Here is a 21149-nt window from a genome sequence, read left to right on the forward strand (position 1 = left end):
AAGAAGTTAGGTGGGAGATAAACTGCCCGTAAAAGCCCGATTGGTGAGGGCTAATAATCCGTGTGGAGATGAAGAAACCCCCCCACGGATTAAAGTTTCACTTTATATGTTGGAAAATCAAAAGAGGTATATAGTAGAAAGAAGCAGAAACGGCTAGGAGGCGTTTCTGCTTTTTTTAATTTCTATTTTATTGTGCATCCAGTGTATAAGTAGAAGTTCTTTTTGAGCGAAAAGCAACAAAAAACCAAATTACATTTGTGATTGATACCGCTGCGCAAAGAATGATGACTCCTAAGAAAGAGGAGGCGTTATAGTCACTTGCGCGTATTGTAATAAATACAGCTGCAAGTATCACAAGATGTACGAATAGCCCCATAACGCAAAGAAAAGCCATAATGAATTGTATTGCCTTCACTCCTCCTATATAAAGAAGTAGAGGTACGATATAAAATAGTAAAATCATGCCGATTGATTTCCACATGCCTAAAGAGTTAAATTTATTTGCATTAGGTCCTAAATCAGCAAGTGGTGAAAGTGAAATGGCAACTAAGACAGAGCAGAAGAGTAATGCGGAAACTAATGTTACAAATACAATACTGGACTTTTTTGATTGATTTCTCATTTTACTTTTTACTCCTTTCGCAATGAATAGGTGTGATGTAATATTCAAAGAAGAATTTTGAAGGAATTCGAGACCTTTCTACAGGGAGATAATACCCTATATTTACATTATATAAAATATATGGAAAATGCAGAAGGGTAGAAAGAAACGTAGTAACTGAGGAACAAGGAAGATTATGTTATTCTCACTGAAAAATATAGTATAATATATAAAAAGAATGAATATTCTGTCCTTTGGGTGAAAGGGGTTTTACATCATGGGGAAACGCGGGAATGTTTGGTTAGCTGTAAGTGGGCTTGTAGTTACAAAAGATGGTCGATGGCTCTTTGTAAAGAAAAAATACGGCGGGTTAAAAGGGAAGTGGTCGTTACCAGCTGGTTTTGTAAATGAAGGAGAAACAATTGATCAAGCCGTTAGACGTGAAATTTTAGAAGAGACAGGCATCGTTGCACATGTAAAAGGAGTGATTGGTATTCGCTCTGGTGTCATTCGTGATGAGATTAGTGATAATATGATTATTTTTCTGCTGGAGCCAGAAGGAGAAGAGGTTACGGTTCAAGAGAAGGAACTGTCTGAAGTAGCTTTTTTACATCCGAAAGATATTGCGTATGGTCAAGATGCTTCTATATTAGTTCGGCACTTACTTGAAGGGAATACAGAACCGCTTCTTGAGATGGAAACAACTTTAAATCCAGGAGAGCAATTTGGATATACATCGTATCATGTGTTTACGGCAGGAGATAAGAAATAGAAGGAGAGGGGAAAGGATTGAGTATCCCGGTATTACTTATTTCAATGATGTTGTTTTTTATACTTTTTTTTGGAATTGGTTTTTTGCTCAACATGATTTTACGTGCGACGTGGGTGATGGTTGTCATCTATCCAATTGTTTGTATGCTTATTATTAATAAAGCAGGTGTGTGGGATTATTTTTCAAAACCGAAAGAAACATTCTCTTCATTTGGAACAAGTGTATCGCATCTTGGACAAGCCGATCTTTTTATTTTATCGACTGGATTTATAGGAGCGATTTTAGCAGGAGTTGTGATAAAGAAACTTCGAAAAAGTGGATATCAAATGTTTTAGTCTCCAAGCCGTTTGGAGATTTTTTTTTGCATATTTCTTTCTCGTATAGGGAATGACTAACGATGAAGGAGTGTGGAATATAAAAATGTTAAAACGATATGGTATTCGCATTATGATGACTTGTTTACTTGTAGCAGCATTATGTGTGACGTGGCAAGCATTCACAGGAGTTTCTTTAGTAGATATTATAAAAACATATAAAGAAAGAGATGTAAAAGAAGTACATGCAGCTGAAATGAAAAAACAAGTTGTTCCGAGTAAAGAAGTGATAAATGCTTTAGAACAGGCAAATGACTGGTCGAAATATCGTGTTATGGAAATGACTGCAACTGGTTATACGTCAGGTGCCGAATCAACAGGAAAAAGCCCTGGGCATCCAGAGTATGGTATCACGTATTCAGGTGTAAAGGCGAAAAGAGATTTATATTCTACAATCGCAGCGGATTTACGAGTATTTCCAATTGGGACCATTCTTTTTGTACCAGGTTATGGGTACGGTGTTGTCGCGGATAAAGGCGGCGCTATAAAAGGAAATCGACTTGATTTATATTATGAGACTGTTCAAGATGTATATAGCCAGTGGGGCAAGAAAAAGGTAAATGTATATGTAGTAAAAATGGGAAATGGTAAATTATCAGAAGATCAGTTAACGATGCTGAACCAAGATGAAACAATGCAAGTATTCCGTGGTCAATATTTGAAACAGAGATAGTCTAGTGTGATTAACACTGGACTTTTTTTATTGTCCTGTTTCACAATATAAGAAAAACGGGGTGCGACAGTGGAAGACTATCCTTTTGCGTATTATGAGTTTTTCGTGAAATATAATGAAGGAGATTATTATACGTGCCATGATTTGCTTGAAGAAATGTGGCTGGAAGAGCGGAGTAATTTATTTTTAAAAGGGTTACTACAAATGGTAGTTGCTCAGTATCATTACAGTTATGGAAATGTAAAGGGAGCGCGCCTTATGATGGAAGTGGCAGAGCAATATTTGACGCCATACTGCCCCGTGCATTGGAACTTAGATGTAGAAGAAATCGTAATATTTGTGAAAGAGTGCCGAAAAATAATACCTGAAAAAATAGAGAGCATTCCATATGCAAGAATACATGAGCTACCATCGTTACCTGAGTTTTTTATATACATGAAATGAAAGAGAAGTTAGAATTATCGCATTTCCGAAAAAATACAGTTATAATGAAAGATAGAGAAATCTAGGGGGTTTGAATATGTTTCAAGTACAAAAAGAATTAGCAAGCCATGAAGCAGTCATTGTTGCCTTATTCGAAGAAGATAAAGCGAGCAGCTTTGTGCAGGAATTAGACAAAGCGTTTGAAGGACAATTACAAGTTCTATTAGAAGAGAAAGAACTTAGTGCAAAGAAAAAAGTCATTTCAAAAGTGCATAGCTTAGGAAAAACAAATGTAAAGCGTTACTATTTCGTTGGTCTTGGAAAAAAAGAAGCATATACAACAGAAACATTACGTGCTTCACTTAGTAAGGCATTTAAAACGTTACAATCTGCCAAAGTACAAGATGCTGCCATCTTACTTGATTCGTTCGTAACAGATAAATTAGACGCAATTGATGTTGCACATATTGCAGCTGAAGTACATTCCCTTGGTACATACGAATTACAAACATATAAAACAGGTAAAAAAGAGAGCGTAGAGCTAGAAACACTTGCCGTTATTACAGCGGAAGATGCAAAAGAAATCGAAGCTGCATTAATGGTTGGATATGTACACGGACGTGCTACAAACTCAGCTCGTACACTTGTAAATATGCCGCCGAACATGTTAACAGCAACAACGCTTGCAGAGTATGCAGTTGAGTTGGCGGAAAAATACGATATGGATTATAAAGTGCTTGAGAAAGAAGAAATAGAAGAGCTTGGTATGGGGGCATTACTTGCCGTAAACCAAGGTTCTACAGAGCCGCCAAAAATGATTGCTCTTATTTATAAAGGAAAAGAAGAGTGGACAGATGTTATTGGCTTTGTTGGAAAAGGGATCACATATGATACAGGTGGTTACTCTTTAAAACCACGTGAAGGCATGGTTGGTATGAAAGGCGATATGGGCGGCGCTGCAGCAGTTCTTGGTGCAATGGAAATTATCGGGGAACTTCGTCCAGAGCAAAACGTGGTTGCTGTTATTCCATCAACAGACAATATGGTAAGTGGTACAGCATTTAAACCAGATGATGTGATTACATCTATGAGCGGTAAAACAATTGAAGTATTAAATACAGATGCAGAAGGTCGTCTAGCATTAGCGGATGGTATTACGTATGCGAAAAAACTTGGTGCAAATTATCTTGTTGATGTTGCAACGTTAACAGGCGGTGTCATCGTTGCACTTGGAAACCATACAACGGGTGCAATGACAAACAATGAAACATTGTTTGAACAAGTATTAGAAGCATCAATGGAAACGGATGAGCCAATTTGGCAATTACCGATTTTTGAGCGTGATAAAGAGCGCGTTCGTAACAGTAAATTTGCAGATTTAAATAACTCACCGGGCCGCGAAGGTCATGCAGTAATGGCAGGAACATTCCTTGGTGAATTTGCAGAAGAAACACCATGGGTACACTTAGATATCGCTGGAACATCTGAGACAAAGGGTGCACATGATTTAGGTCCAGCTGGAGCAACAGGTGCAATGGTTCGTACACTTGCAACACTTGTTGAACGTTTTGGGGAAGAATAAGATTAAAAAAAGGGCAGCTAAAATAGCTGCTCTTTTTTATATAGTTCTTCCGATAATCTTCATTCTTTTCATCTTTGTCTGAAGTATATATATAAATTCGTTTTAATTTTTCGACATCTAAATCCCTGCTATGCAGAATAAAAAGTAACCTACACTCGTTTACTCTTTCTGTTTTTACTTCGCATGTGGCAGAAAAAGGCCCTAACCGCTTCTATGCATGGCCAGATGCTCTCTCCTACCCAAAAAGAGGGGTTTTATGTCGGCTTTTTAATTGATGTATATATAGGATTAGTGTATACAAATCACAACAGTAAAATCCTGCTAGATTTCAAAATGTATTGAGATACTTGCTGTTTTTTTCATATAATGAAGGTATGACACGCGAGAGGAGATAAGAGAATGGATTGGAAAAAAGAATATAGTCGCTGGCTTTCATATGCAAACTTAGATGCAGAATTAAAAGAACAGCTAGAAAATATGAAACAAGATGAAAAGAAAATCGAAGATAGCTTCTATAAAAACTTAGAGTTCGGTACAGGTGGTATGCGCGGTGAACTTGGTGCTGGTACGAACCGTTTAAATGTGTATACAGTTCGAAAAGCGACAAAAGGATTAGCGCACTTTATTGAAAAATTAGGTGAAGAAGCGAAGAAGCGCGGTGTTGTTGTAGCGTATGATTCCCGTTATAAATCACCTGAATTTGCAATGGAAGTAGCAGCTACACTTGGAGCACACGGTATTACAACGTATGTATTCGAAAGCTTACGCCCAACGCCAGTACTTTCTTTCGCAGTTCGTCATTTACATACAGTAAGTGGAATTGTTCTTACGGCGAGTCATAATCCACCTGAGTACAACGGATATAAAGTATATGGAGAAGATGGTGGACAATTGCCTCCAAAAGAAGCAGACGAGTTAATTAGTTACGTAAACGAAGTCGAAGATGAATTAACAGTCGAAGTTGCTGATATGGAGCAATTAAAAGCAAATGGTTTATTACATATCATTGGACAAGAAGTAGATGACGCATACTTCGCAGAGTTAAAAACAGTCATCATTAATAAAGAAATGGTACAAAAGGTTGGTAAGGACTTGAAAATCGTCTTTACGCCACTACACGGAACATCAAATATTCCAGCACGCCGAGGTTTAGAAGCAGTTGGATTTACAGATGTAACAGTTGTAAAAGAACAAGAGTTACCAGATCCGAACTTCTCTACAGTAAAATCGCCAAATCCAGAAGAGCATGCAGCGTTTGAACTTGCGATTCGTGATGGTGAAAGAGTGGGAGCAGACGTGTTAATCGCAACAGATCCAGATGCAGATCGTCTTGGTGTTGCTGTTCGTAATCATGCTGGTGAGTTCCAAGTGTTAACGGGCAACCAAACAGGTGCGTTAATGCTTGATTATTTATTATCACAAAAGAAACAAAATGGTACACTTCCAGCAAACGGTGTTGTGTTGAAAACAATCGTAACTTCTGAAATTGGTCGTACAATCGCAAGCGCTTACGGTTTAGATACAGTGGATACATTAACAGGATTTAAATTTATCGGTGAGAAAATTAGGCAATATGAAGAAAGTGGACAATATGAATTCCAATTTGGCTATGAAGAAAGCTACGGCTACTTAATTCGTCCATTCTGCCGTGATAAAGATGCAGTTCAATCTGTATTATTTGCATGTGAAGTAGCAGCGTATTATAAATCACAAGGCAAAACATTATACGATGGTTTATTAGAGGTGTTTGCGAAATACGGCTTCTTCCGTGAAGATCTTGTATCTTTAACGTTAAGAGGAAAAGATGGTGCTGAGAAAATTGAAGAGATGATGGCATCATTCCGTGAAAATCCACCGAAAGAAGTAGCTGGTTTAACAGTGACTTCAGTAGAAGATTATAAAGCAAGTATCATCACATTACTAAAAGATGGAAGTAAGGAAGAGATTCACTTACCAAAATCAAATGTGTTAAAATATCAATTGGCAGATGGTTCTTGGTTCTGCTTACGTCCATCTGGAACAGAACCAAAAATCAAGTTCTATTTTGGTGTGAAAGATGATTCCTTACAAAATAGTGAACAAAAGTTACTCGCTATTAAAGAAGACGTTATGAATCGTTTATAATAAAATAGATAGTTATTTCCATTAGTGGAAGAGAAAGAGGAGAACGGAGAACGACCTCCTCTTTTCTTATACCAAGAAGAAATCCGCAAGAAAAAAGAATTGATGTGGTATACTGTCTGTAACATTTCAATTACTGAGGGCGGAGTATCAACTTTCGTATACGAGTAAGGAAATATAGTTTAAGGATTAGAAAAGAAGAGAGGGTATTTGTTATGAAAAAAGTGAGAAAAGCGATTATTCCAGCTGCTGGATTAGGAACACGCTTTTTACCAGCAACAAAAGCAATGCCAAAAGAAATGCTTCCAATTGTAGATAAGCCAACAATTCAATACATTGTAGAAGAAGCAGTGGCATCTGGAATTGAAGATATTATTATTGTTACTGGTAAAGGAAAGCGCTCTATCGAAGACCATTTCGATAATGCATTTGAATTAGAACAAAACTTATTAGAGAAGAAAAAATATGAATTACTTGAAAAAGTACAAGCTTCTTCAAAAATGGTAGATATTCATTATATCCGTCAAAAAGAACCAAAAGGATTGGGGCATGCTGTTTGGTGTGCACGTAAGTTTATTGGTGACGAGCCATTTGCTGTTTTACTAGGTGATGATATTGTACAAGCCGAGAACCCATGCTTACGCCAGTTAATAGATGAATATGATAAAACATTATCTTCTGTTATTGGTGTTCAAACGGTTCCAGAAGCGGAAACACATCGTTATGGAATCATTGACCCGTTAGAGCAAGATGGTCGTCGTTATCAAGTTCGTAACTTTGTTGAGAAGCCACCACAAGGCACAGCACCTTCAAACTTAGCCATTATGGGACGTTACGTTTTAACACCAGAAATTTTTATGTTCTTAGAAGAACAACAAATCGGGGCTGGTGGCGAAATTCAATTAACGGATGCGATCCAAAGTTTAAATGAAATTCAACGCGTATTTGCTTATGACTTCGAAGGAAAGCGTTACGATGTTGGAGAAAAACTAGGATTTGTTCAAACGACAATTGAAATGGCTCTTCAGCATGAAGAATTACGTGAAGACATGCTTGTAATGATGAAGAAAGTTTTAGAGGAACAAACGAAAAAAGAATCATAATACAAAAAAGAGCTGCATAAAGCAGCTCCTTTTTCGTTATGATAGTGTAGAATGAGAATGCTGATAAGCAGAACGACGAATTGCATAGTATATGCGAGGTGTAATAATAGCACCGATAATTGTAAAGATTATATCCTTAACCGCGAACCACATCATAATTGTCCAAGCCGCTTTGTAACTCATATTTCCGCCCATCCACACGTTTACAGCCATATACATATAAGTCGTACCAATGATATAAGTTAAAATAATTCCCGTAAAAGATGCAATTGCAAATGTACTGAATTGTGGTTTTTCTCTTTGCTCTACTAGTTTCCCTGATACGTAAGCAACAATAATGAATGCGATAATAAAACCACCAGTAGGATCTAAAAGTGCTCCAAATCCAGCCTTGAAATTTGCGAAAATCGGTGCTCCTGCAACACCAACAAGCATATAAACAGTCATAGATAAGGCACCAAGTCGACTTCCGAGAAGAAGACCAGCTAAAATCGCGAAAAATGGCTGCATAGATAATGGAACACCAGCTACTTGTAAAAATGGTGCCCATGATACGATATTCGCACCAATCGCCATGAGCGCAACGAACATGGCAGCTAGTGCTAAATCTAAAGCGCGTAGTTGTTTCATAATGTTAACCTCCAATTATTATTTGGTTAACATTATCGTAGCGAATCTATTTATTTGTTGTCAATCAAAATGTTTTGATAATTAGGCTTTAGTGAATCTCTGAGTAATGTGTATGGAATACGAAATTGCGGAATCCCGCTAGAATAAGGCGCGATTTCATATAAAGGAAAATAAATAACAAGGTGATCTGGCTCTAAAAAGTATTTGAATTTTTTTGCACTCATCACTTTTTCGGCTGCATCTGGAAAATAGATACGTTCATTTTGTTTAATTTGTCTAACGATTTCTGTACGGATGATATCTTTGTAAGTACCATCTTTTTGAAATAGATCATCTAAATGTAAGAGCTTCTTTTCATTTAAATCAAATGTATTTGCTTTCCATGTATATAGTCCATGTGCTCCGCCCGTGTATTGATAATAATTTACATATAAGCTAACTAAAGAGGGCTTTTGTAATGTTATTTTATAGTCAACATTTGCGACATATGGATGAAAGGGAGCACCAGATTCTTCAGCTTCTTTATAGTATTTCTTCGCTTCTTTCGCTAATGTTTTTTTAAAACGATCTATAGATTGTTCGTAGTATGTATTTAATTGATTTTGGAATGTTGAATCAGAGAAATGATGAAAGGAAGGTCTGTTAATTTGATATTCTAGATAAGGCTTCTTACCTTTTTGTGTAACAGTCTTAATGTCGATTGTCAGGTTAGAGGCTTTGGCTGCATCCGTACAATTTGGTACAATAGTGAGCAAGGAGAACAAAATAGTTAGTATAGTTAATTTCTTTTTCATGTAAATAAAACCTCCTTGTAAGTGTTATGGATAGTTTGAAAATAAACAGGGAAAATTATACATTTTTTTAATGGAGAGAAGGGGGAAGCGACATGCCAAAAACATTAATGGACACACTTGGAATTGAGTTGTTAGAAATGACAGAGGATAAGGTAGTAGCTACAATGCCAGTAGATGGACGCACTCATCAGCCGTTTGGTTTTTTACATGGAGGTGCATCAGTTGCATTGGCAGAAACTGTAGCAAGCGTTGGAGCATATAATTTAATTGATCAAGAAAAATGCATTTGTTTTGGACTTGAAATTAATGCGAATCATATTCGTTCGAAACGTGATGGAATCGTAACAGCAATCGGTACGCCAATTCATAAAGGACAAACAACGATGGTTTGGGACGTACGCATCATTGATGAAAATGATGATTTACTGTGCATTTCAAGATGCACAGTTGCAATTAAAGAAAAGCGTGAGAAATAAAGAAGAGGCTGCTCTTAGGAACAGCCTCTTTTCGTATATCGAACGTAACGCTGGATATATCGACTCTTCAATAACGCGCGACAAAAAAGGCTGCCCAGAGGCAGCCTTTTTCTATAAAATTAGAACTGAATTTTCTTCTCTAAGAAGCCTTTTAGTTCGCTAATTGGCATACGAACTTGTTCCATTGTGTCGCGGTCACGTACTGTAACTGCTTTGTCTTCAACTGAGTCGAAGTCATATGTGATACAGAATGGTGTACCGATTTCGTCTTGGCGACGGTAACGTTTACCGATAGAACCAGTTTCATCAAAGTCTACCACGAAGTCTTTTGCAAGTTCTGCGAACACTTCCCCAGCGCCCTCAGATAACTTTTTAGATAATGGTAAGATCGCTGCTTTATATGGTGCTAAAGCAGGGTGGAAACGAAGAACTGTACGAGAGTCGTTTTCTAATTGTTCCTCTTCGTATGCATCACATAAGAATGCTAATGTTACGCGGTCTGCGCCTAGAGATGGCTCGATGCAGTATGGTACGTAACGTTCGTTCGTTTGTGGGTCGATATAGTTAAAGTCTTCGTTAGAATGTTCCATGTGACGTTTTAAATCGAAGTCTGTACGAGATGCAACGCCCCAAAGCTCGCCCCAGCCGAATGGGAATTTGAATTCAATATCAGTTGTTGCGTTACTGTAGTGAGATAACTCTTCTTCACCGTGGTCACGAAGGCGCATGCTTTCTTCGTTCATACCAAGTGATAGTAACCAGTTTTTACAAGTGTTACGCCAGAATGTGAACCACTCTAGGTCTTCACCGGGCTTACAGAAGAATTCAAGCTCCATTTGTTCGAATTCACGCGTACGGAATGTGAAGTTACCAGGCGTAATTTCGTTACGGAAACTTTTACCGATTTGGCCAATACCAAATGGAAGTTTTTTACGCATAGAGCGTTGTACGTTTTTGAAGTTTACGAAAATACCTTGTGCTGTTTCAGGACGAAGGAAGATTTCGTTTGTGCTAGATTCAGTAACACCTTGGAATGTTTTAAACATTAAGTTGAACTGACGAATTTCTGTGAAGTCTTCGCTACCGCAATCTGGGCATTTTACTTCGTGTTCTTTCATTAATCCAGCCATTTGATCGAAAGTAAGACCATCAACGATCATTTCGATACCTTTTGCATCTAAAGCATCTTCAATTAATTTGTCAGCACGATGGCGCGCTTTACATTTTTTACAGTCGATCATTGGGTCGTTAAAGTTACCAACGTGACCAGAAGCTACCCAAGTTTTTGGGTTCATTAAAATCGCTGCGTCTAAACCAACGTTGTATGGAGATTCTTGAATGAATTTCTTCCACCAAGCTTTTTTAACGTTATTTTTTAATTCGATACCAAGTGGACCGTAATCCCACGTGTTTGCAAGACCACCATAAATTTCAGAACCAGGGAAAACAAAACCGCGATGCTTCGCTAAGTTTACAACTTGTTCCATTGAATACATAATAAAATCCTCCTTTTAAAAGTTAACGTATTGGCGATGACAGAGTGTACTTGTTGAACGACAATTTCTTGAGGAAGTCGCTTGCGCTTTTAAATAGATCCAGCGCAGGCGGCTAGAACAGTCGGTCGTTTCGCTCCTTCCTGTGAGGCAAAGAACGCCTCTTCGTCAGGAACTCCAACGTCCTCCTGTTCTAAGAAAGCCGCTTGCGCTTTTAAATACAAAAAAACGCTCGTCCCAAGGCATATTTGCCTAGGGACGAGCGTTTGCCCGCGGTTCCACCCTAGTTGATGTGTGTAAACACACAACCACTTTATCACGTATTGCTCGAGACTGCCGTTTCCTCGCTTTTTCAGGCTTTCACTATCCCTGAATCGCTTTTGGTACAAGTACTTATAAGTCCGTCATCGCTACTATATTTAATAATAATGACCATATTCTATCACGTTCCTTTTTAAATCACAATAGAGGAACGATTGTATCTGTATAAATACAAATTGAAAAAAGGATAGAAAACCTTTCTTTTTTAGATGGGAGAGAGCGTCTGCCCATGGCTAGAAGCGGACAGTGACTTTTTTAGCCCCATGCCAAGTGAAAACAAAAGGAGAAAATAAGTGGATATCTTCTTTTGTTTTCATGGCAGTGACTGATATGTTGGAAAATCAAGATGGATATATATGATAGAGCTTCGCCCATTTTACTATCCTTTATCATTTTAACCGAGAAGCCCCCCTCCTCTAAATGAAGTGAAGGTGGGGGGAGTTCAATCTGAAAAGGTGCTCATAGTAGAGCGAATATGTTTGATTGCTTCTCGTTTGCTTAAGGGAGCAAGTTCGTTGTTTTGAACATATTCCCATACGACATGTGGGCTTGTTTTTGCATATTCGCGAAGTACCCAGCCGATCGCTTTTTGAATGAAAAACTCTTTTGAAGACTTAAGTTGTCCAATAATCGAGAAGAGAAGTTTTTCATCGGTTTGTTGTTTATACTTGAGCTGGAATAAGATTGCAGCACGCTGTAACCATATATTTTCTGAAGCAGTCCATTTCGGAATATAGATGGAAATCATCTCTGGATGTTTCAAGAAGATGCCTCCTAAAAAGGTAGGAACAATGCCATCAACGGAATCCCACCATGACTTCGTTACAATAAGTTCTTCTAAGAATGGAATATGAGTCTCATCAAGATATTTCTTATATTTCTGTAATATGTCGAGAGAGACGGCTTGAAATTCCCTTTCTGGTAAAGCCCAAAGTTCACGGATGATGATTTGTAAATCCTCTTTATCTGGAAGGTTATGTACTTGTATGACTTCACGTAATAGCTTTCTTCTTTCTGGTGATTGAATACCGAGAAATGGGAAGTGGTTTTTCATATAACGAGCCATTGGTTCTGCTTTTTCAGGATTTTGATGTGCTAGAAAGTGTTGCTGCAAAGCGTTTACAAATGGGTGCATGAATGTGTTCTCCTTTCCTATTCTTGTTCATATTATACAGGGGAGTAAGAAAAATTTGAAAATATGAGAAATAGAGATGTGAAATATGATGGGGATAGAAAGGGGAGAAAACGATGGAGGATCAAAGTATATTAGCAAGTTTCTTTGCTCTTAGTGTTGCTACTATTTTTATTGTTTTAATTTGGGCAGTTCTTGCATATGTACTAACTGCATTTGCGCTTTATACGATGGCAAAAAATGACGGTGCTGATGATGGGGTTCTAGCTTTTATTCCATTTTTAAGTGCTAAGATATGGGGGGATTTAGCGAAGGAGAGGTTACCTGACTTTTTGAAAGAAGAAGCGGGATGGAAAGTGTTTGGTATATATGTTGCTTGTTTTATTCTGAAATTTATCCCAATACTAAGCCTTTTAGCTGGAGCAGTCGTACTTGTTTTATCCATTTATCTGATATATGCCGTTTTGGAAAGGTATAGTACGAACGCAGTCCTTTTTACCATTATTCATGTCATAACATTTTCTATTTTTTTACCGATTCATTTATTTCTCATTCGAAACGAGCCAACGAAATATTAGAATCTACTAAAGATAATCATGTTTATTTGTTGAACGTTTAATATATGAAAAAGGCTATCGCGTGTGGCGATAGCCTTTCTGGATCGTGATTCTAAGCGAGCCACTTTCGCTTTTTATGGAATCCAGCTCCAGTGGCTAGAATGTTCGGTGGCTTCGCTTCTTCCGGCGAGGTAAAAAGCACCTCTATGTCAGAAGCTCCATCCCCCNNNCCTCACATTCTAAGCGAGCCACTTTCGCTTTTTATAATTACATTAAGTAACGTAGATAAATATAAATGTGAGAAATGATTAATGACACAATCATAATTGGGAAACCGACTTTTAAGAAGTCCATGTAGCTGATTTTATGCCCTTCGCGGTTTGCGATTCCTGCTACGATTACGTTGGCAGAAGCGCCGATTAATGTTCCGTTTCCACCTAGACAAGCTCCTAATGCTAATGACCACCATAGTACATCCATTTGTACATCAGAAGGTGATAGCCCAAGACCAACTGCCATATCGTTAATAAGTGGAATCATTGTTGCAACGAATGGAATGTTATCAATTGTTGCTGATGCAATACCGGATACCCATAAAATAAGGATAGATGCGTAAGAAATATCTCCGCCTGTTAAACCAATTACTTTTTGAGCTAACGTTTTGATAAGTCCGATATCAATAAGCCCGCCAACGAGTACGAATAGCCCCGCGAAGAAGAAGATTGTAACCCACTCTACATTAGCGAATACATCTTCAATTTCATGTTCTTTCACACCGATTAACATAAGTACAGTAGCACCAGTTAAAGCGATTACAGCAGCATCAATGTGGAAAATAGAATGAGTCATGAAGCCGAGGATTGTAAGTCCAAGTACTGTTAAAGATTTTTTCATTAATACCGGATCTTTAATGTATTGTTTTTCATCTAAGCTCATTAATTTTTTTACTTGTACAGGATCAGCAATTAGTTGCTTACGGTACATAAAGTACAGCATGAATGCTACAACTGCAATGATGATTATTACGATAGGTGCTAGATTTAATAAGAAAGCATTGAAATCTAAGTGCTTATTTGCAGAACCAATCATAATATTTGGTGGGTCACCAATTAATGTTGCAGTTCCTCCGATATTTGAAAAAATAATTTCGGAAAGCAAATATGGAACAGGATTTACTTGTAAAATGCGCGTAATAGATAGAGTAACTGGAACAACAAGAAGTACTGTTGTTACGTTATCTAAAAATGCAGAACCAAGCGCGGTAAGCAAAGAAAGAGAAATTAAAATTTTAATTGGATTTCCGTGTGCTTGTTTAGCTGCTTTAATAGCAACATATTGGAATACGCCTGACTTACTCGTGATGTTTACTAAAATCATCATACCGATGAGCAGTGTGATTGTTCCCCATTCAATATGTTTTGTAAAAGCAGCGTGCAAGTCAACGACGCCAAAGATTACCATAAGTGCTGCACCAAGAAGTGCAATAACAGCACGATTAATTTTTTCTGAAATGATAATGGCATATGTAATTAAAAAAACTGCGATAGCAAAGAAATATTGCCAGTTTGCGATTTCTTGCGTTGTTTCGTGCAAAAACTTCATCTCCTTTCGGTTACCTTTCTTAGTGTGTCAAAAAGTTCTAGAAGAAACACACTTATCGCCATTATAAAGTAGAAAAATGTTGTATGTAAATGAAAGGGGTTATTTTGTCATATTTTCTATACAAATGAATTTTTCTTTTTTTCTGAAAATATTTGTGGTTATTTGACATATACATAAGATACATCCAACCTGAATGTTTAAAATGGAATGAGCATTCGAGCCTGTTCGTGTAGGAGTGTAAAGGAGACAGAATGATAAGGAAGGGATCGTATGGATGAACAACAATTTTTATTTTTAGATTTTGAGTTCACGATGCCTCAAAATCGGAAGAAGCCAAAAGGGTTTTTCCCGGAAATTATTGAGGTGGGACTCGTATCGGTTGTGAATTGTGTAGTAGAAGATACGTATTCATCTTATGTAAGGCCAGAAACTTTTCCAAGTTTAACAGACCGGTGTAAAAAATTTTTAGGAATTCATCAGGAAGCGGTGGACGATGGGATTTCTTTCTTGGAACTTGTTGAGAAACTTGTTCAGTATGAAAATCGTTGTCAGCCAACAATTGTAACGTGGGGAAATATGGATATGAAGGTATTGAAACATAATTGTGAAGCGGCAGGAGTTAAATTTCCATTTTCAGGACAATGTAGAGATTTATCGCTGGAGTATAAACGATTCTTCGGGGAGCGAAATCAAACCGGATTATGGAAAGCGATTGAGGCGTACGGAAAAGTAGGGACAGGAAAGCATCATTGTGCGCTTGATGATGCGATGACAACATATAATATTTTTAAGCTTGTCGAAAAAGATAAAGAGTATTTAGTAAAGCCAGCTCCGCCAACATTAGGTGAGCTTATTGATTTTTCACAGGTGTTAAAGAAAGTAAGTACACAGTAACGATCAAATTACAAAAGATGTAATTTGATCGTTTTGTTTTTTACAATTTATAATCTTGTTTTAATTGCTGAAGCGTTTGTAAACTACGCTGTGCAAACGGTGAATCATCTTCTGAAAATGAATTCATTTGTGCTTCTAATGCCGCCTTCAGAGATTCTTTATAATCCGGGATATCCCCTTCATATTTTTTTACCATTGTTTGCGGAATATTCGTTTGTTCGCGAAAAGCTAAAGCGCGTCGCTCATGGAAAAATGGTACATCCACTTGTTTTACGTTATGTAAGTCCCCTTGCGTAGGATGTTTTAAAACAGCTAGTACTTTCACAACGTAACTTCCAGGGCGGCTGTTTGTAATCTCACCGATATACTTTCCTGTTTTATAAATACCAGTAACGACTTCTCCAATTTCAAATGTTTCTTTCATATTTTTCACCTCAATTTTATAGTAAGGAAAGAGTGAGATGGAGTCAAAGAAATCATCTGTAAAGAATAACATTTCGCTGTGGAATGTCCTTGAGAATATATGGGAGTTACACTATAATTTATGGTGATATGACAGAAAATTCTGAATGGTGTTGAAGAAATGAAAATATGTATTGTTTGCTTTGATGACTTCACAGATATAGATGTATTTTTACCTTGGGATCTATTAAACAGAGTAAGATTAGTCGGGAATGTAACAGATTGGGAGGTTAGACTTGTAGGAACAAAATCAGTACATACATCGGTGGCAGGTCTTACGATTCCTATGTCTGGGACAATGGAAGAGATAAAGGAATCAGATGCAGTTATATTTGCTAGCGGCCCAGGAGTACAACGGCTTATTTGCGATTCGGACTATTTAAATGAGCTGAAATTGAATCTTGATAAACAGCTGATCGGATCTATGTGTTCAGGTGCTTTAATACTTGGGGCACTCGGATTGTTAACGGGAAAAAGAGCGACTACTTATCCTACAGTGATGAAGCAATTATCGAACTATGATGTTCAAGTTGTGGAAGAAAGGTTTGTGAATATTGGTAACATCTCAACTGCTGCGGGATGTTTGGCCGCACAAGATTTAGTATCGTGGGTTATTGAATCACTTGTGGGAGAAGAAGTAGTGAATCAAGTATTAGAAAGTGTACAGCCAGTAGGAGAAGCAGTCATACAAAAACTGTAGAAAAAACAAAGGAGTGATTTTTATGATGCCTTTATATTTTCCAGAAGATAAAACGGAATATATTATTCCAGGGATTGTTTGTTTCTTATTTATAATTGGTGCAATTGCAACGTGGCGTATGTTCATTCGTGTATCAAAACGAGAAGCAGATCGTTTGCAGAAGGTAGAAGAAAGGCTGCTAGCTGAAAAGAAACGCTGATTCGTTTTTGTATGTTTCCCTCTAAGCTCGGACAATCTAAGGGCAGAATGTATTTTGGAGGGAACTGTAATGAAAAAGCAGCTTTTATTTGGATGTTGTATGCTGTTTCTTATGGCAAGTTGTGACAAAGGACACCCAAAAGAAATCGATGTGAAATTATACAATGCTTCCGGTGATAAAGTTGGAACGGCAAAAGTGACTCAGCAAACAAGTGGAGTGAAAATATCGATTAATGCAGAGGGGTTTACACCGGGCACACATGGGTTGCACATTCATGAAATTGGGGAATGCAAAGCGCCTAATTTCGCATCAGCTGGTAATCATTTTAATCTAGAGAAGAATAAGAAACATGGGCTTATGAATCCAAAGGGAGCAGAGAACGGTGATTTACCGAATGTGATTGCTGATGGTTCCGGAAAGATTAAAGCGGAAATTGAAGCACCGCATATATCTCTTGAAGAGGGTAAAACGACGCTTCATCGAAAAGACGGGGCATCAATTATTATTACTGAAAACCCTGATGATGGTATGACACAACCTGTTGGAAAGTCAGGGAATCGAATTGCTTGTGGCGTTATTGTAGAAAAGGCATCAGCTACTAAGAAAAAGTAGAAGCTACCTTGAGACGGGTAGCTTTTTTCATTGGCTTATGAAAATGTATACCGAAGTCGGTTTAGAATTTCTTCTAGGACAGATCTTGGGCAACCGATGTTAATTCGAATATGTTGTTCTCCGCCTGCTCCATATTTTTCACCTGGCTCGACGATAATTTTCCCCTTTTCTTCGAGTAATTTTGTTCGTTCTTTTTGAGAAAGATTCAAATGTGTACAGTCTACCCAGAGTAAAAAGGTACCTTCTGGCTGGATGACAGAAAGGGCAGGGATATGTTTTTCGATAAATTCACAAGCAAACCGAGCATTTTCTGCTATATATAAACGAATTTCTGTTAGCCATTCATTACATTCCGTGTAGGCGCTTTGCATTGCTGTGTAAGCAAATGTATTTAATCCGTGAAGTCCTTGTCTTTGCTGCACAGATGTAAAGGCGTGGCGGATTTTTTTATCTGGAATAATAATGATGGATGCTTGTAATCCAGCGATATTAAATGTCTTACTTGGTGCCATACAAGTGATGGTGCGCGCTGCTAATTGCTGAGACAATGAAGCAAACGGGGTATGTGTATGGTCTGCGAAAATAATATCTGCATGAATTTCATCTGTAACAACAGTTACATTGTATGTTTCACATAGTGCTCCAAGTTTTGAAAGCTCCTCTTTTGTCCAAACACGGCCAACGGGATTATGCGGACTGCAAAGAAGCATCAGTTTTACTCCTTGCTGAAATTGTGCTTCTAAATGTTCAAAGTCCATTGTGTATGTGCTGCTTTGTAAGAGCAATGGGCTTTCACATAAATGACGCTTGTTTGTTGTGACCATGTCAAAGAATGGCGGGTAAATAGGTGGTTGTACAAGTACAGATTCACCTTCGTTTGTTAAAGCTTGTACGCTTGCACTAAGAGCAGGAACAATACCGGCACTAAATACAATCCACTCCTTTTTTATTTCCCAATTGTATTGGCTTTTCGTCCAATGACAAATTGTATCCATGATTTCTTCTGGCGGTATTGTATAGCCGAAAATAGGGTGCTCAAGTCGTTTTTGTAGTGCGGTTTGAATGGGCATTGGTACTTCAAAGTCCATATCAGCAATCCAAGCATGAAGAAGTTCTTCATTTTTGTATGTATCCCATTTTGTACTATGGGTTCCACGGCGATTTACCGTTTTTTGAAATTGTTGCATAAGTTTGCTCCCCTTCTTTAAAAACGTTTTTTTGTGAAAATTCCCTCTCTTCTTCTAGAATAGCTGATATGATACGATAAAGAAAAGAATTAAAGTGAAAAAGGCGGGAAGCAGATGGGTGCATATGAAAAGATGATAGAGTTGGTGAGAAATTGGGATCCTTTTCAAATGGGGCCTGAATTTTATGAAACAGAAGCGAGCGATGTTGTGTACGTAGTAAGTGCGTTTGATGATCCGAAATATATTGCAAAAAAAATCCAGCATATTTACTTCATGTCGTTTGAAGAGGTACCAGCAATAGAAAAGTGTGAGAAGTTAGCAGAGGAGTTACTTCTATTAAAAGAAGGCGGAAGTTGTTCATTGTAGGCTGTCGGAAGTTCCGACAGCCTTTCTTAGTAGGAGTATGATATATGTTAAAAAGCGCTAATAGATGGATACTATTGTGCTGAAAAAGCCATGATTTCCTCATAGACATGTTCTGGTTTTTCTTCTGGTAGTAAGTGCCCCACATTTTCGTATGAAATAAATTTAGAATTAGGCAAGTCTTTGTGCAGCCTGTGACCAATATGAACAGGAACGACTCGATCCTTCTCACCCCAAATGAGCAGGGTCGGAGTTTTGATTTCTCGTAATTCTGCTGGTGATAAATCTCCTTCCCGATCTCTTATCATTCGTGTTAAAGCAGGGAATATTCGATTATCATAAAAGGGAGCGGCGTAGCCTTTCATCATTTCATCGTCAATTAATGAATGGTCATGAACAACATTCATTAAATTATGAACAACACCTCTTCGGATAATCCAATTTTTCACGTATAAATGGAAAAATGGTAAGTAGGAAGAATAAATGAGAGGTAAATTTGCGCGATGTAAATAGCTAGAGCTACAGAGTAAAATGGTCTTTGTGATTAAATCAGGTCGGATGTGATTGACATAGAGTGAGATTTGTCCGCCCATAGAATGGCCAACTAGTACAATATTGGAGAGTTGTAAATGCTCTACTAAATCGATAATAATAGTTGCTAAATTATGATAGGAATATTTAAATTGATTCGATTTATCACTTTTCCCAAACGGTGGTAAGTCAAGGGCAATCACTGTTCCTTCTTGTGCAAGTAAAGGTATTAATCGCCGATAACTAAATGAAGAAGAAAGAAATCCATGAACGAGTACGAAAGTTGGTCGTTCTTTTTTATTATTATGTTCATACAATTCGTAATGAACGGTAGTACCGCGAGTGGAAAAAGTGAAGTAAGGACATTCAGATTGATGTTTCATTTTTTGTCACTCCATTGATTTTTGTTCATATCATCTCCCAGTAGAAAAGGATTTATGTTAACAAAAAAAGGCAAGATGGAGGTCCATCTTGCCTTTTTTATTACGATAAGATTCATCCGCGGACAATATTAGGCGGTGTTTTTCCTTGTAACCCTGCAACTAAATTTTCTGCAGCGGTCATCGCCATTTGGCGTCGTGTCTTTAATGTCGCAGATCCGATGTGCGGTAAAGTAACAATGTTTGGTAAAGATAAGAGCGGATTATCTTTTTCAACTGGCTCTTGTGTAAATGTATCGATGCCTGCTGCAAAGATTTTCTTTTGCTCTAATGCATCGATTAATGCAGACTCATCTACCGTTTTTCCGCGGGAAGCATTAATGAAAACTGCTGTTTCTTTCATTAATGAAAATTCCTTTTCTCCAATGAGATGATAGGTTTCTTCTGTTAATGGAGTTAGGAGAACAATGAAATCAGATTGCTTTAGTAGTGTGTGTAAATCACAGTACGCAGCATCAAACTTTTGTTCAGCTTCTTCTTTACGGCGACGATTATAATAAAGGACATTCATATCGAATCCGAATTTCGCTCGTTTAGCAACAGCTTCTCCAATTCGGCCCATACCAATAATTCCAATTGTACTATGATGTACATCTAGTCCAAAGTGTTCCTTTGTAATCTCGGCATCCCAATCACCATTTTTCACATAAGAATCAAGCTCACATACGCGGCGCCCAGCTGATAGCATCAGAGCGAAAACAAGATCAGCCACTGTATCATCTAATACATATGGTGTATTTGTTCCAATCACATTTCTCTTTTGCATTGCTTCTAAATCAAAATTATCATAGCCAACAGAAATGTTGCTCACAACTTGTAGATGAGGAGCTGCTTGTAACAATTCTTCATCGATTTTGGTACCGAAGTTAAGCAAGCCATGTTTATCTTGTATTTTCTCTAATAAAACTTCACGAGGTATTTTTTCATTACGATCCCACTTTTCATATTCACAATGCTCAGAGAGGTATGCTTCTACAAATTTTGGAACGCGTTCAGCAATATATACTTTTGATTTCACGGTTTTAGCCCCTTTCCTTTTTATTTTTACATAATTCTCTAAAAAAATCTTCTTTTCAAACACAAAAGAGTATTTGTATAATTTAGAAA

25 protein-coding genes are annotated in these 21149 nt (G+C 37.7%); 14 read left to right on the forward strand and 11 right to left on the reverse strand.

The genetic code is table 11. From position 1 onward, the window contains the following. Nucleotides 1-187: 187 nt before the first annotated feature. Nucleotides 188-622: a DUF5391 family protein gene (locus COO03_RS21545; protein ID WP_097899101.1), complete on the reverse strand. Its 435-nt coding sequence runs from the start codon at nt 620-622 to the stop codon at nt 188-190. 256 nt (nt 623-878) lie between these two features. On the opposite strand from COO03_RS21545, the gene COO03_RS21550 reads away from it, so the two are divergent. The 7 genes from COO03_RS21550 (at nt 879) to galU (ending at nt 7649) form a co-directional block, all read left to right on the forward strand. Then, nucleotides 879-1373 carry an NUDIX domain-containing protein gene (locus COO03_RS21550; RefSeq protein WP_097899102.1) on the forward strand — a complete coding sequence of 165 codons (495 nt, stop codon included), beginning with the start codon at nt 879-881 and terminating at the stop codon, nt 1371-1373. Nucleotides 1374-1390: 17 nt separating this feature from the next. Continuing rightward, nucleotides 1391-1708: a YuiB family protein gene (locus COO03_RS21555; RefSeq protein ID WP_097899103.1), complete on the forward strand. Its 318-nt coding sequence runs from the start codon at nt 1391-1393 to the stop codon at nt 1706-1708. Nucleotides 1709-1793: 85 nt separating this feature from the next. Next, a complete protein-coding gene (locus COO03_RS21560) occupies nt 1794-2420 on the forward strand; it encodes a 3D domain-containing protein (protein WP_141523369.1) in 627 nt (208 codons plus the stop codon). 69 nt (nt 2421-2489) lie between these two features. Continuing rightward, on the forward strand, nt 2490-2864 hold the full coding sequence (locus tag COO03_RS21565; RefSeq protein ID WP_097899105.1) for a DUF309 domain-containing protein: 375 nt from the start codon (nt 2490-2492) through the stop codon (nt 2862-2864). Between the two features lie 76 nt (nt 2865-2940). Further along, nucleotides 2941-4425: a leucyl aminopeptidase gene (locus COO03_RS21570; RefSeq protein WP_097899106.1), complete on the forward strand. Its 1485-nt coding sequence runs from the start codon at nt 2941-2943 to the stop codon at nt 4423-4425. A gap of 399 nt (nt 4426-4824) precedes the next feature. Continuing rightward, nucleotides 4825-6549 (forward strand): phospho-sugar mutase, encoded by a 1725-nt coding sequence (locus COO03_RS21575; protein ID WP_097899107.1) that lies wholly within the window; start codon nt 4825-4827, stop codon nt 6547-6549. A 212-nt stretch (nt 6550-6761) separates the two neighbouring features. After that, the gene (gene galU / locus COO03_RS21580) at nt 6762-7649 is read left to right on the forward strand and encodes a UTP--glucose-1-phosphate uridylyltransferase GalU (protein ID WP_097899108.1); all 888 of its coding nucleotides are present in this window, start codon (nt 6762-6764) and stop codon (nt 7647-7649) included. A 36-nt stretch (nt 7650-7685) separates the two neighbouring features. Here the strand turns inward: galU and COO03_RS21585 are convergent, their stop codons facing one another. Together COO03_RS21585 and COO03_RS21590 are read right to left on the reverse strand one after the other, a co-directional pair. Further along, the gene (locus COO03_RS21585; protein WP_097899109.1) at nt 7686-8279 is read right to left on the reverse strand and encodes a biotin transporter BioY; all 594 of its coding nucleotides are present in this window, start codon (nt 8277-8279) and stop codon (nt 7686-7688) included. Between the two features lie 50 nt (nt 8280-8329). Then, entirely contained in the window at nt 8330-9073 is a 744-nt protein-coding gene (locus COO03_RS21590) for a DUF3298 and DUF4163 domain-containing protein (RefSeq protein WP_097899110.1), read from the reverse strand. Nucleotides 9074-9165: 92 nt separating this feature from the next. Between COO03_RS21590 and COO03_RS21595 the strand changes: the two genes are divergently transcribed. Next, nucleotides 9166-9549 (forward strand): hotdog fold thioesterase, encoded by a 384-nt coding sequence (locus tag COO03_RS21595; RefSeq protein ID WP_097899111.1) that lies wholly within the window; start codon nt 9166-9168, stop codon nt 9547-9549. 119 nt (nt 9550-9668) lie between these two features. On the opposite strand, the gene COO03_RS21600 is transcribed toward COO03_RS21595, so the two are convergent. The 3 genes from COO03_RS21600 to COO03_RS21605 form a co-directional block, all read right to left on the reverse strand. Next, a complete protein-coding gene (locus tag COO03_RS21600) occupies nt 9669-11045 on the reverse strand; it encodes a glycine--tRNA ligase (RefSeq protein WP_097899112.1) in 1377 nt (458 codons plus the stop codon). An 89-nt stretch (nt 11046-11134) separates the two neighbouring features. Next, the gene (locus COO03_RS26630; RefSeq protein WP_141523368.1) at nt 11135-11350 is read right to left on the reverse strand and encodes a hypothetical protein; all 216 of its coding nucleotides are present in this window, start codon (nt 11348-11350) and stop codon (nt 11135-11137) included. A gap of 455 nt (nt 11351-11805) precedes the next feature. Next, nucleotides 11806-12498: a DNA alkylation repair protein gene (locus COO03_RS21605; RefSeq protein WP_097899113.1), complete on the reverse strand. Its 693-nt coding sequence runs from the start codon at nt 12496-12498 to the stop codon at nt 11806-11808. 113 nt (nt 12499-12611) lie between these two features. On the opposite strand from COO03_RS21605, the gene COO03_RS21610 reads away from it, so the two are divergent. After that, nucleotides 12612-13073 (forward strand): hypothetical protein, encoded by a 462-nt coding sequence (locus tag COO03_RS21610; RefSeq protein WP_097899114.1) that lies wholly within the window; start codon nt 12612-12614, stop codon nt 13071-13073. A gap of 246 nt (nt 13074-13319) precedes the next feature. On the opposite strand, the gene COO03_RS21620 is transcribed toward COO03_RS21610, so the two are convergent. Next, entirely contained in the window at nt 13320-14645 is a 1326-nt protein-coding gene (locus COO03_RS21620; protein WP_141523367.1) for an ArsB/NhaD family transporter, read from the reverse strand. 279 nt (nt 14646-14924) lie between these two features. Here COO03_RS21620 and kapD point away from each other — a divergent pair, with 279 nt between their 5' ends. After that, the gene (kapD, locus tag COO03_RS21625) at nt 14925-15548 is read left to right on the forward strand and encodes a 3'-5' exonuclease KapD (protein WP_097899117.1); all 624 of its coding nucleotides are present in this window, start codon (nt 14925-14927) and stop codon (nt 15546-15548) included. 40 nt (nt 15549-15588) lie between these two features. Here the strand turns inward: kapD and COO03_RS21630 are convergent, their stop codons facing one another. Next, nucleotides 15589-15972: a kinase-associated lipoprotein B gene (locus COO03_RS21630; protein ID WP_097899118.1), complete on the reverse strand. Its 384-nt coding sequence runs from the start codon at nt 15970-15972 to the stop codon at nt 15589-15591. 159 nt (nt 15973-16131) lie between these two features. Here COO03_RS21630 and COO03_RS21635 point away from each other — a divergent pair, with 159 nt between their 5' ends. The 3 genes from COO03_RS21635 (at nt 16132) to COO03_RS21640 (ending at nt 17521) form a co-directional block, all read left to right on the forward strand. After that, a complete protein-coding gene (locus COO03_RS21635) occupies nt 16132-16710 on the forward strand; it encodes a DJ-1/PfpI family protein (protein WP_097899119.1) in 579 nt (192 codons plus the stop codon). Nucleotides 16711-16732: 22 nt separating this feature from the next. Further along, nucleotides 16733-16909 carry a hypothetical protein gene (locus COO03_RS27195; protein WP_170958225.1) on the forward strand — a complete coding sequence of 59 codons (177 nt, stop codon included), beginning with the start codon at nt 16733-16735 and terminating at the stop codon, nt 16907-16909. 69 nt (nt 16910-16978) lie between these two features. Next, complete coding sequence (locus COO03_RS21640; RefSeq protein ID WP_097899120.1) at nt 16979-17521, forward strand: superoxide dismutase family protein; 543 nt, start codon at nt 16979-16981, stop codon at nt 17519-17521. A gap of 35 nt (nt 17522-17556) precedes the next feature. Here the strand turns inward: COO03_RS21640 and COO03_RS21645 are convergent, their stop codons facing one another. Continuing rightward, nucleotides 17557-18708, reverse strand: a complete 1152-nt coding sequence (locus tag COO03_RS21645; RefSeq protein ID WP_097899121.1) for a MalY/PatB family protein — start codon at nt 18706-18708, stop codon at nt 17557-17559. Between the two features lie 114 nt (nt 18709-18822). Here COO03_RS21645 and COO03_RS21650 point away from each other — a divergent pair, with 114 nt between their 5' ends. Further along, complete coding sequence (locus COO03_RS21650; RefSeq protein WP_097899122.1) at nt 18823-19074, forward strand: DUF1871 family protein; 252 nt, start codon at nt 18823-18825, stop codon at nt 19072-19074. A gap of 71 nt (nt 19075-19145) precedes the next feature. Here COO03_RS21650 and COO03_RS21655 read toward each other — a convergent pair whose 3' ends face one another. Both COO03_RS21655 and COO03_RS21660 read right to left on the reverse strand, forming a co-directional pair. Further along, a complete protein-coding gene (locus COO03_RS21655) occupies nt 19146-19985 on the reverse strand; it encodes an alpha/beta fold hydrolase (protein WP_097899123.1) in 840 nt (279 codons plus the stop codon). 112 nt (nt 19986-20097) lie between these two features. Next, complete coding sequence (locus COO03_RS21660) at nt 20098-21060, reverse strand: 2-hydroxyacid dehydrogenase (RefSeq protein ID WP_141523366.1); 963 nt, start codon at nt 21058-21060, stop codon at nt 20098-20100. Nucleotides 21061-21149 lie beyond the last annotated feature (89 nt).

The sequence above is a fragment of the Bacillus sp. AFS098217 genome (genome assembly GCF_002551815.1).
Lineage (GTDB): Bacteria > Bacillota > Bacilli > Bacillales > Bacillaceae_G > Bacillus_A.

Coding starts and splice junctions, on each gene's coding strand:
- COO03_RS21610 (WP_097899114.1), top strand. CDS start 12,612: ATGGAGGATCAAAGTATATTAGCAAGTTTCTTTGCTCTTAGTGTTGCT.
- galU (WP_097899108.1), top strand. CDS start 6,762: ATGAAAAAAGTGAGAAAAGCGATTATTCCAGCTGCTGGATTAGGAACA.
- COO03_RS21655 (WP_097899123.1), bottom strand. CDS start 19,985: ATGAAACATCAATCTGAATGTCCTTACTTCACTTTTTCCACTCGCGGT.
- COO03_RS21645 (WP_097899121.1), bottom strand. CDS start 18,708: ATGCAACAATTTCAAAAAACGGTAAATCGCCGTGGAACCCATAGTACA.
- COO03_RS21575 (WP_097899107.1), top strand. CDS start 4,825: ATGGATTGGAAAAAAGAATATAGTCGCTGGCTTTCATATGCAAACTTA.
- COO03_RS21630 (WP_097899118.1), bottom strand. CDS start 15,972: ATGAAAGAAACATTTGAAATTGGAGAAGTCGTTACTGGTATTTATAAA.
- COO03_RS21595 (WP_097899111.1), top strand. CDS start 9,166: ATGCCAAAAACATTAATGGACACACTTGGAATTGAGTTGTTAGAAATG.
- COO03_RS21635 (WP_097899119.1), top strand. CDS start 16,132: ATGAAAATATGTATTGTTTGCTTTGATGACTTCACAGATATAGATGTA.
- COO03_RS27195 (WP_170958225.1), top strand. CDS start 16,733: ATGATGCCTTTATATTTTCCAGAAGATAAAACGGAATATATTATTCCA.
- COO03_RS21640 (WP_097899120.1), top strand. CDS start 16,979: ATGAAAAAGCAGCTTTTATTTGGATGTTGTATGCTGTTTCTTATGGCA.
- COO03_RS21545 (WP_097899101.1), bottom strand. CDS start 622: ATGAGAAATCAATCAAAAAAGTCCAGTATTGTATTTGTAACATTAGTT.
- COO03_RS21560 (WP_141523369.1), top strand. CDS start 1,794: ATGTTAAAACGATATGGTATTCGCATTATGATGACTTGTTTACTTGTA.
- COO03_RS21600 (WP_097899112.1), bottom strand. CDS start 11,045: ATGTATTCAATGGAACAAGTTGTAAACTTAGCGAAGCATCGCGGTTTT.
- COO03_RS21550 (WP_097899102.1), top strand. CDS start 879: ATGGGGAAACGCGGGAATGTTTGGTTAGCTGTAAGTGGGCTTGTAGTT.
- COO03_RS21650 (WP_097899122.1), top strand. CDS start 18,823: ATGGGTGCATATGAAAAGATGATAGAGTTGGTGAGAAATTGGGATCCT.
- COO03_RS21605 (WP_097899113.1), bottom strand. CDS start 12,498: ATGCACCCATTTGTAAACGCTTTGCAGCAACACTTTCTAGCACATCAA.
- COO03_RS21570 (WP_097899106.1), top strand. CDS start 2,941: ATGTTTCAAGTACAAAAAGAATTAGCAAGCCATGAAGCAGTCATTGTT.
- COO03_RS21585 (WP_097899109.1), bottom strand. CDS start 8,279: ATGAAACAACTACGCGCTTTAGATTTAGCACTAGCTGCCATGTTCGTT.
- COO03_RS21590 (WP_097899110.1), bottom strand. CDS start 9,073: ATGAAAAAGAAATTAACTATACTAACTATTTTGTTCTCCTTGCTCACT.
- kapD (WP_097899117.1), top strand. CDS start 14,925: ATGGATGAACAACAATTTTTATTTTTAGATTTTGAGTTCACGATGCCT.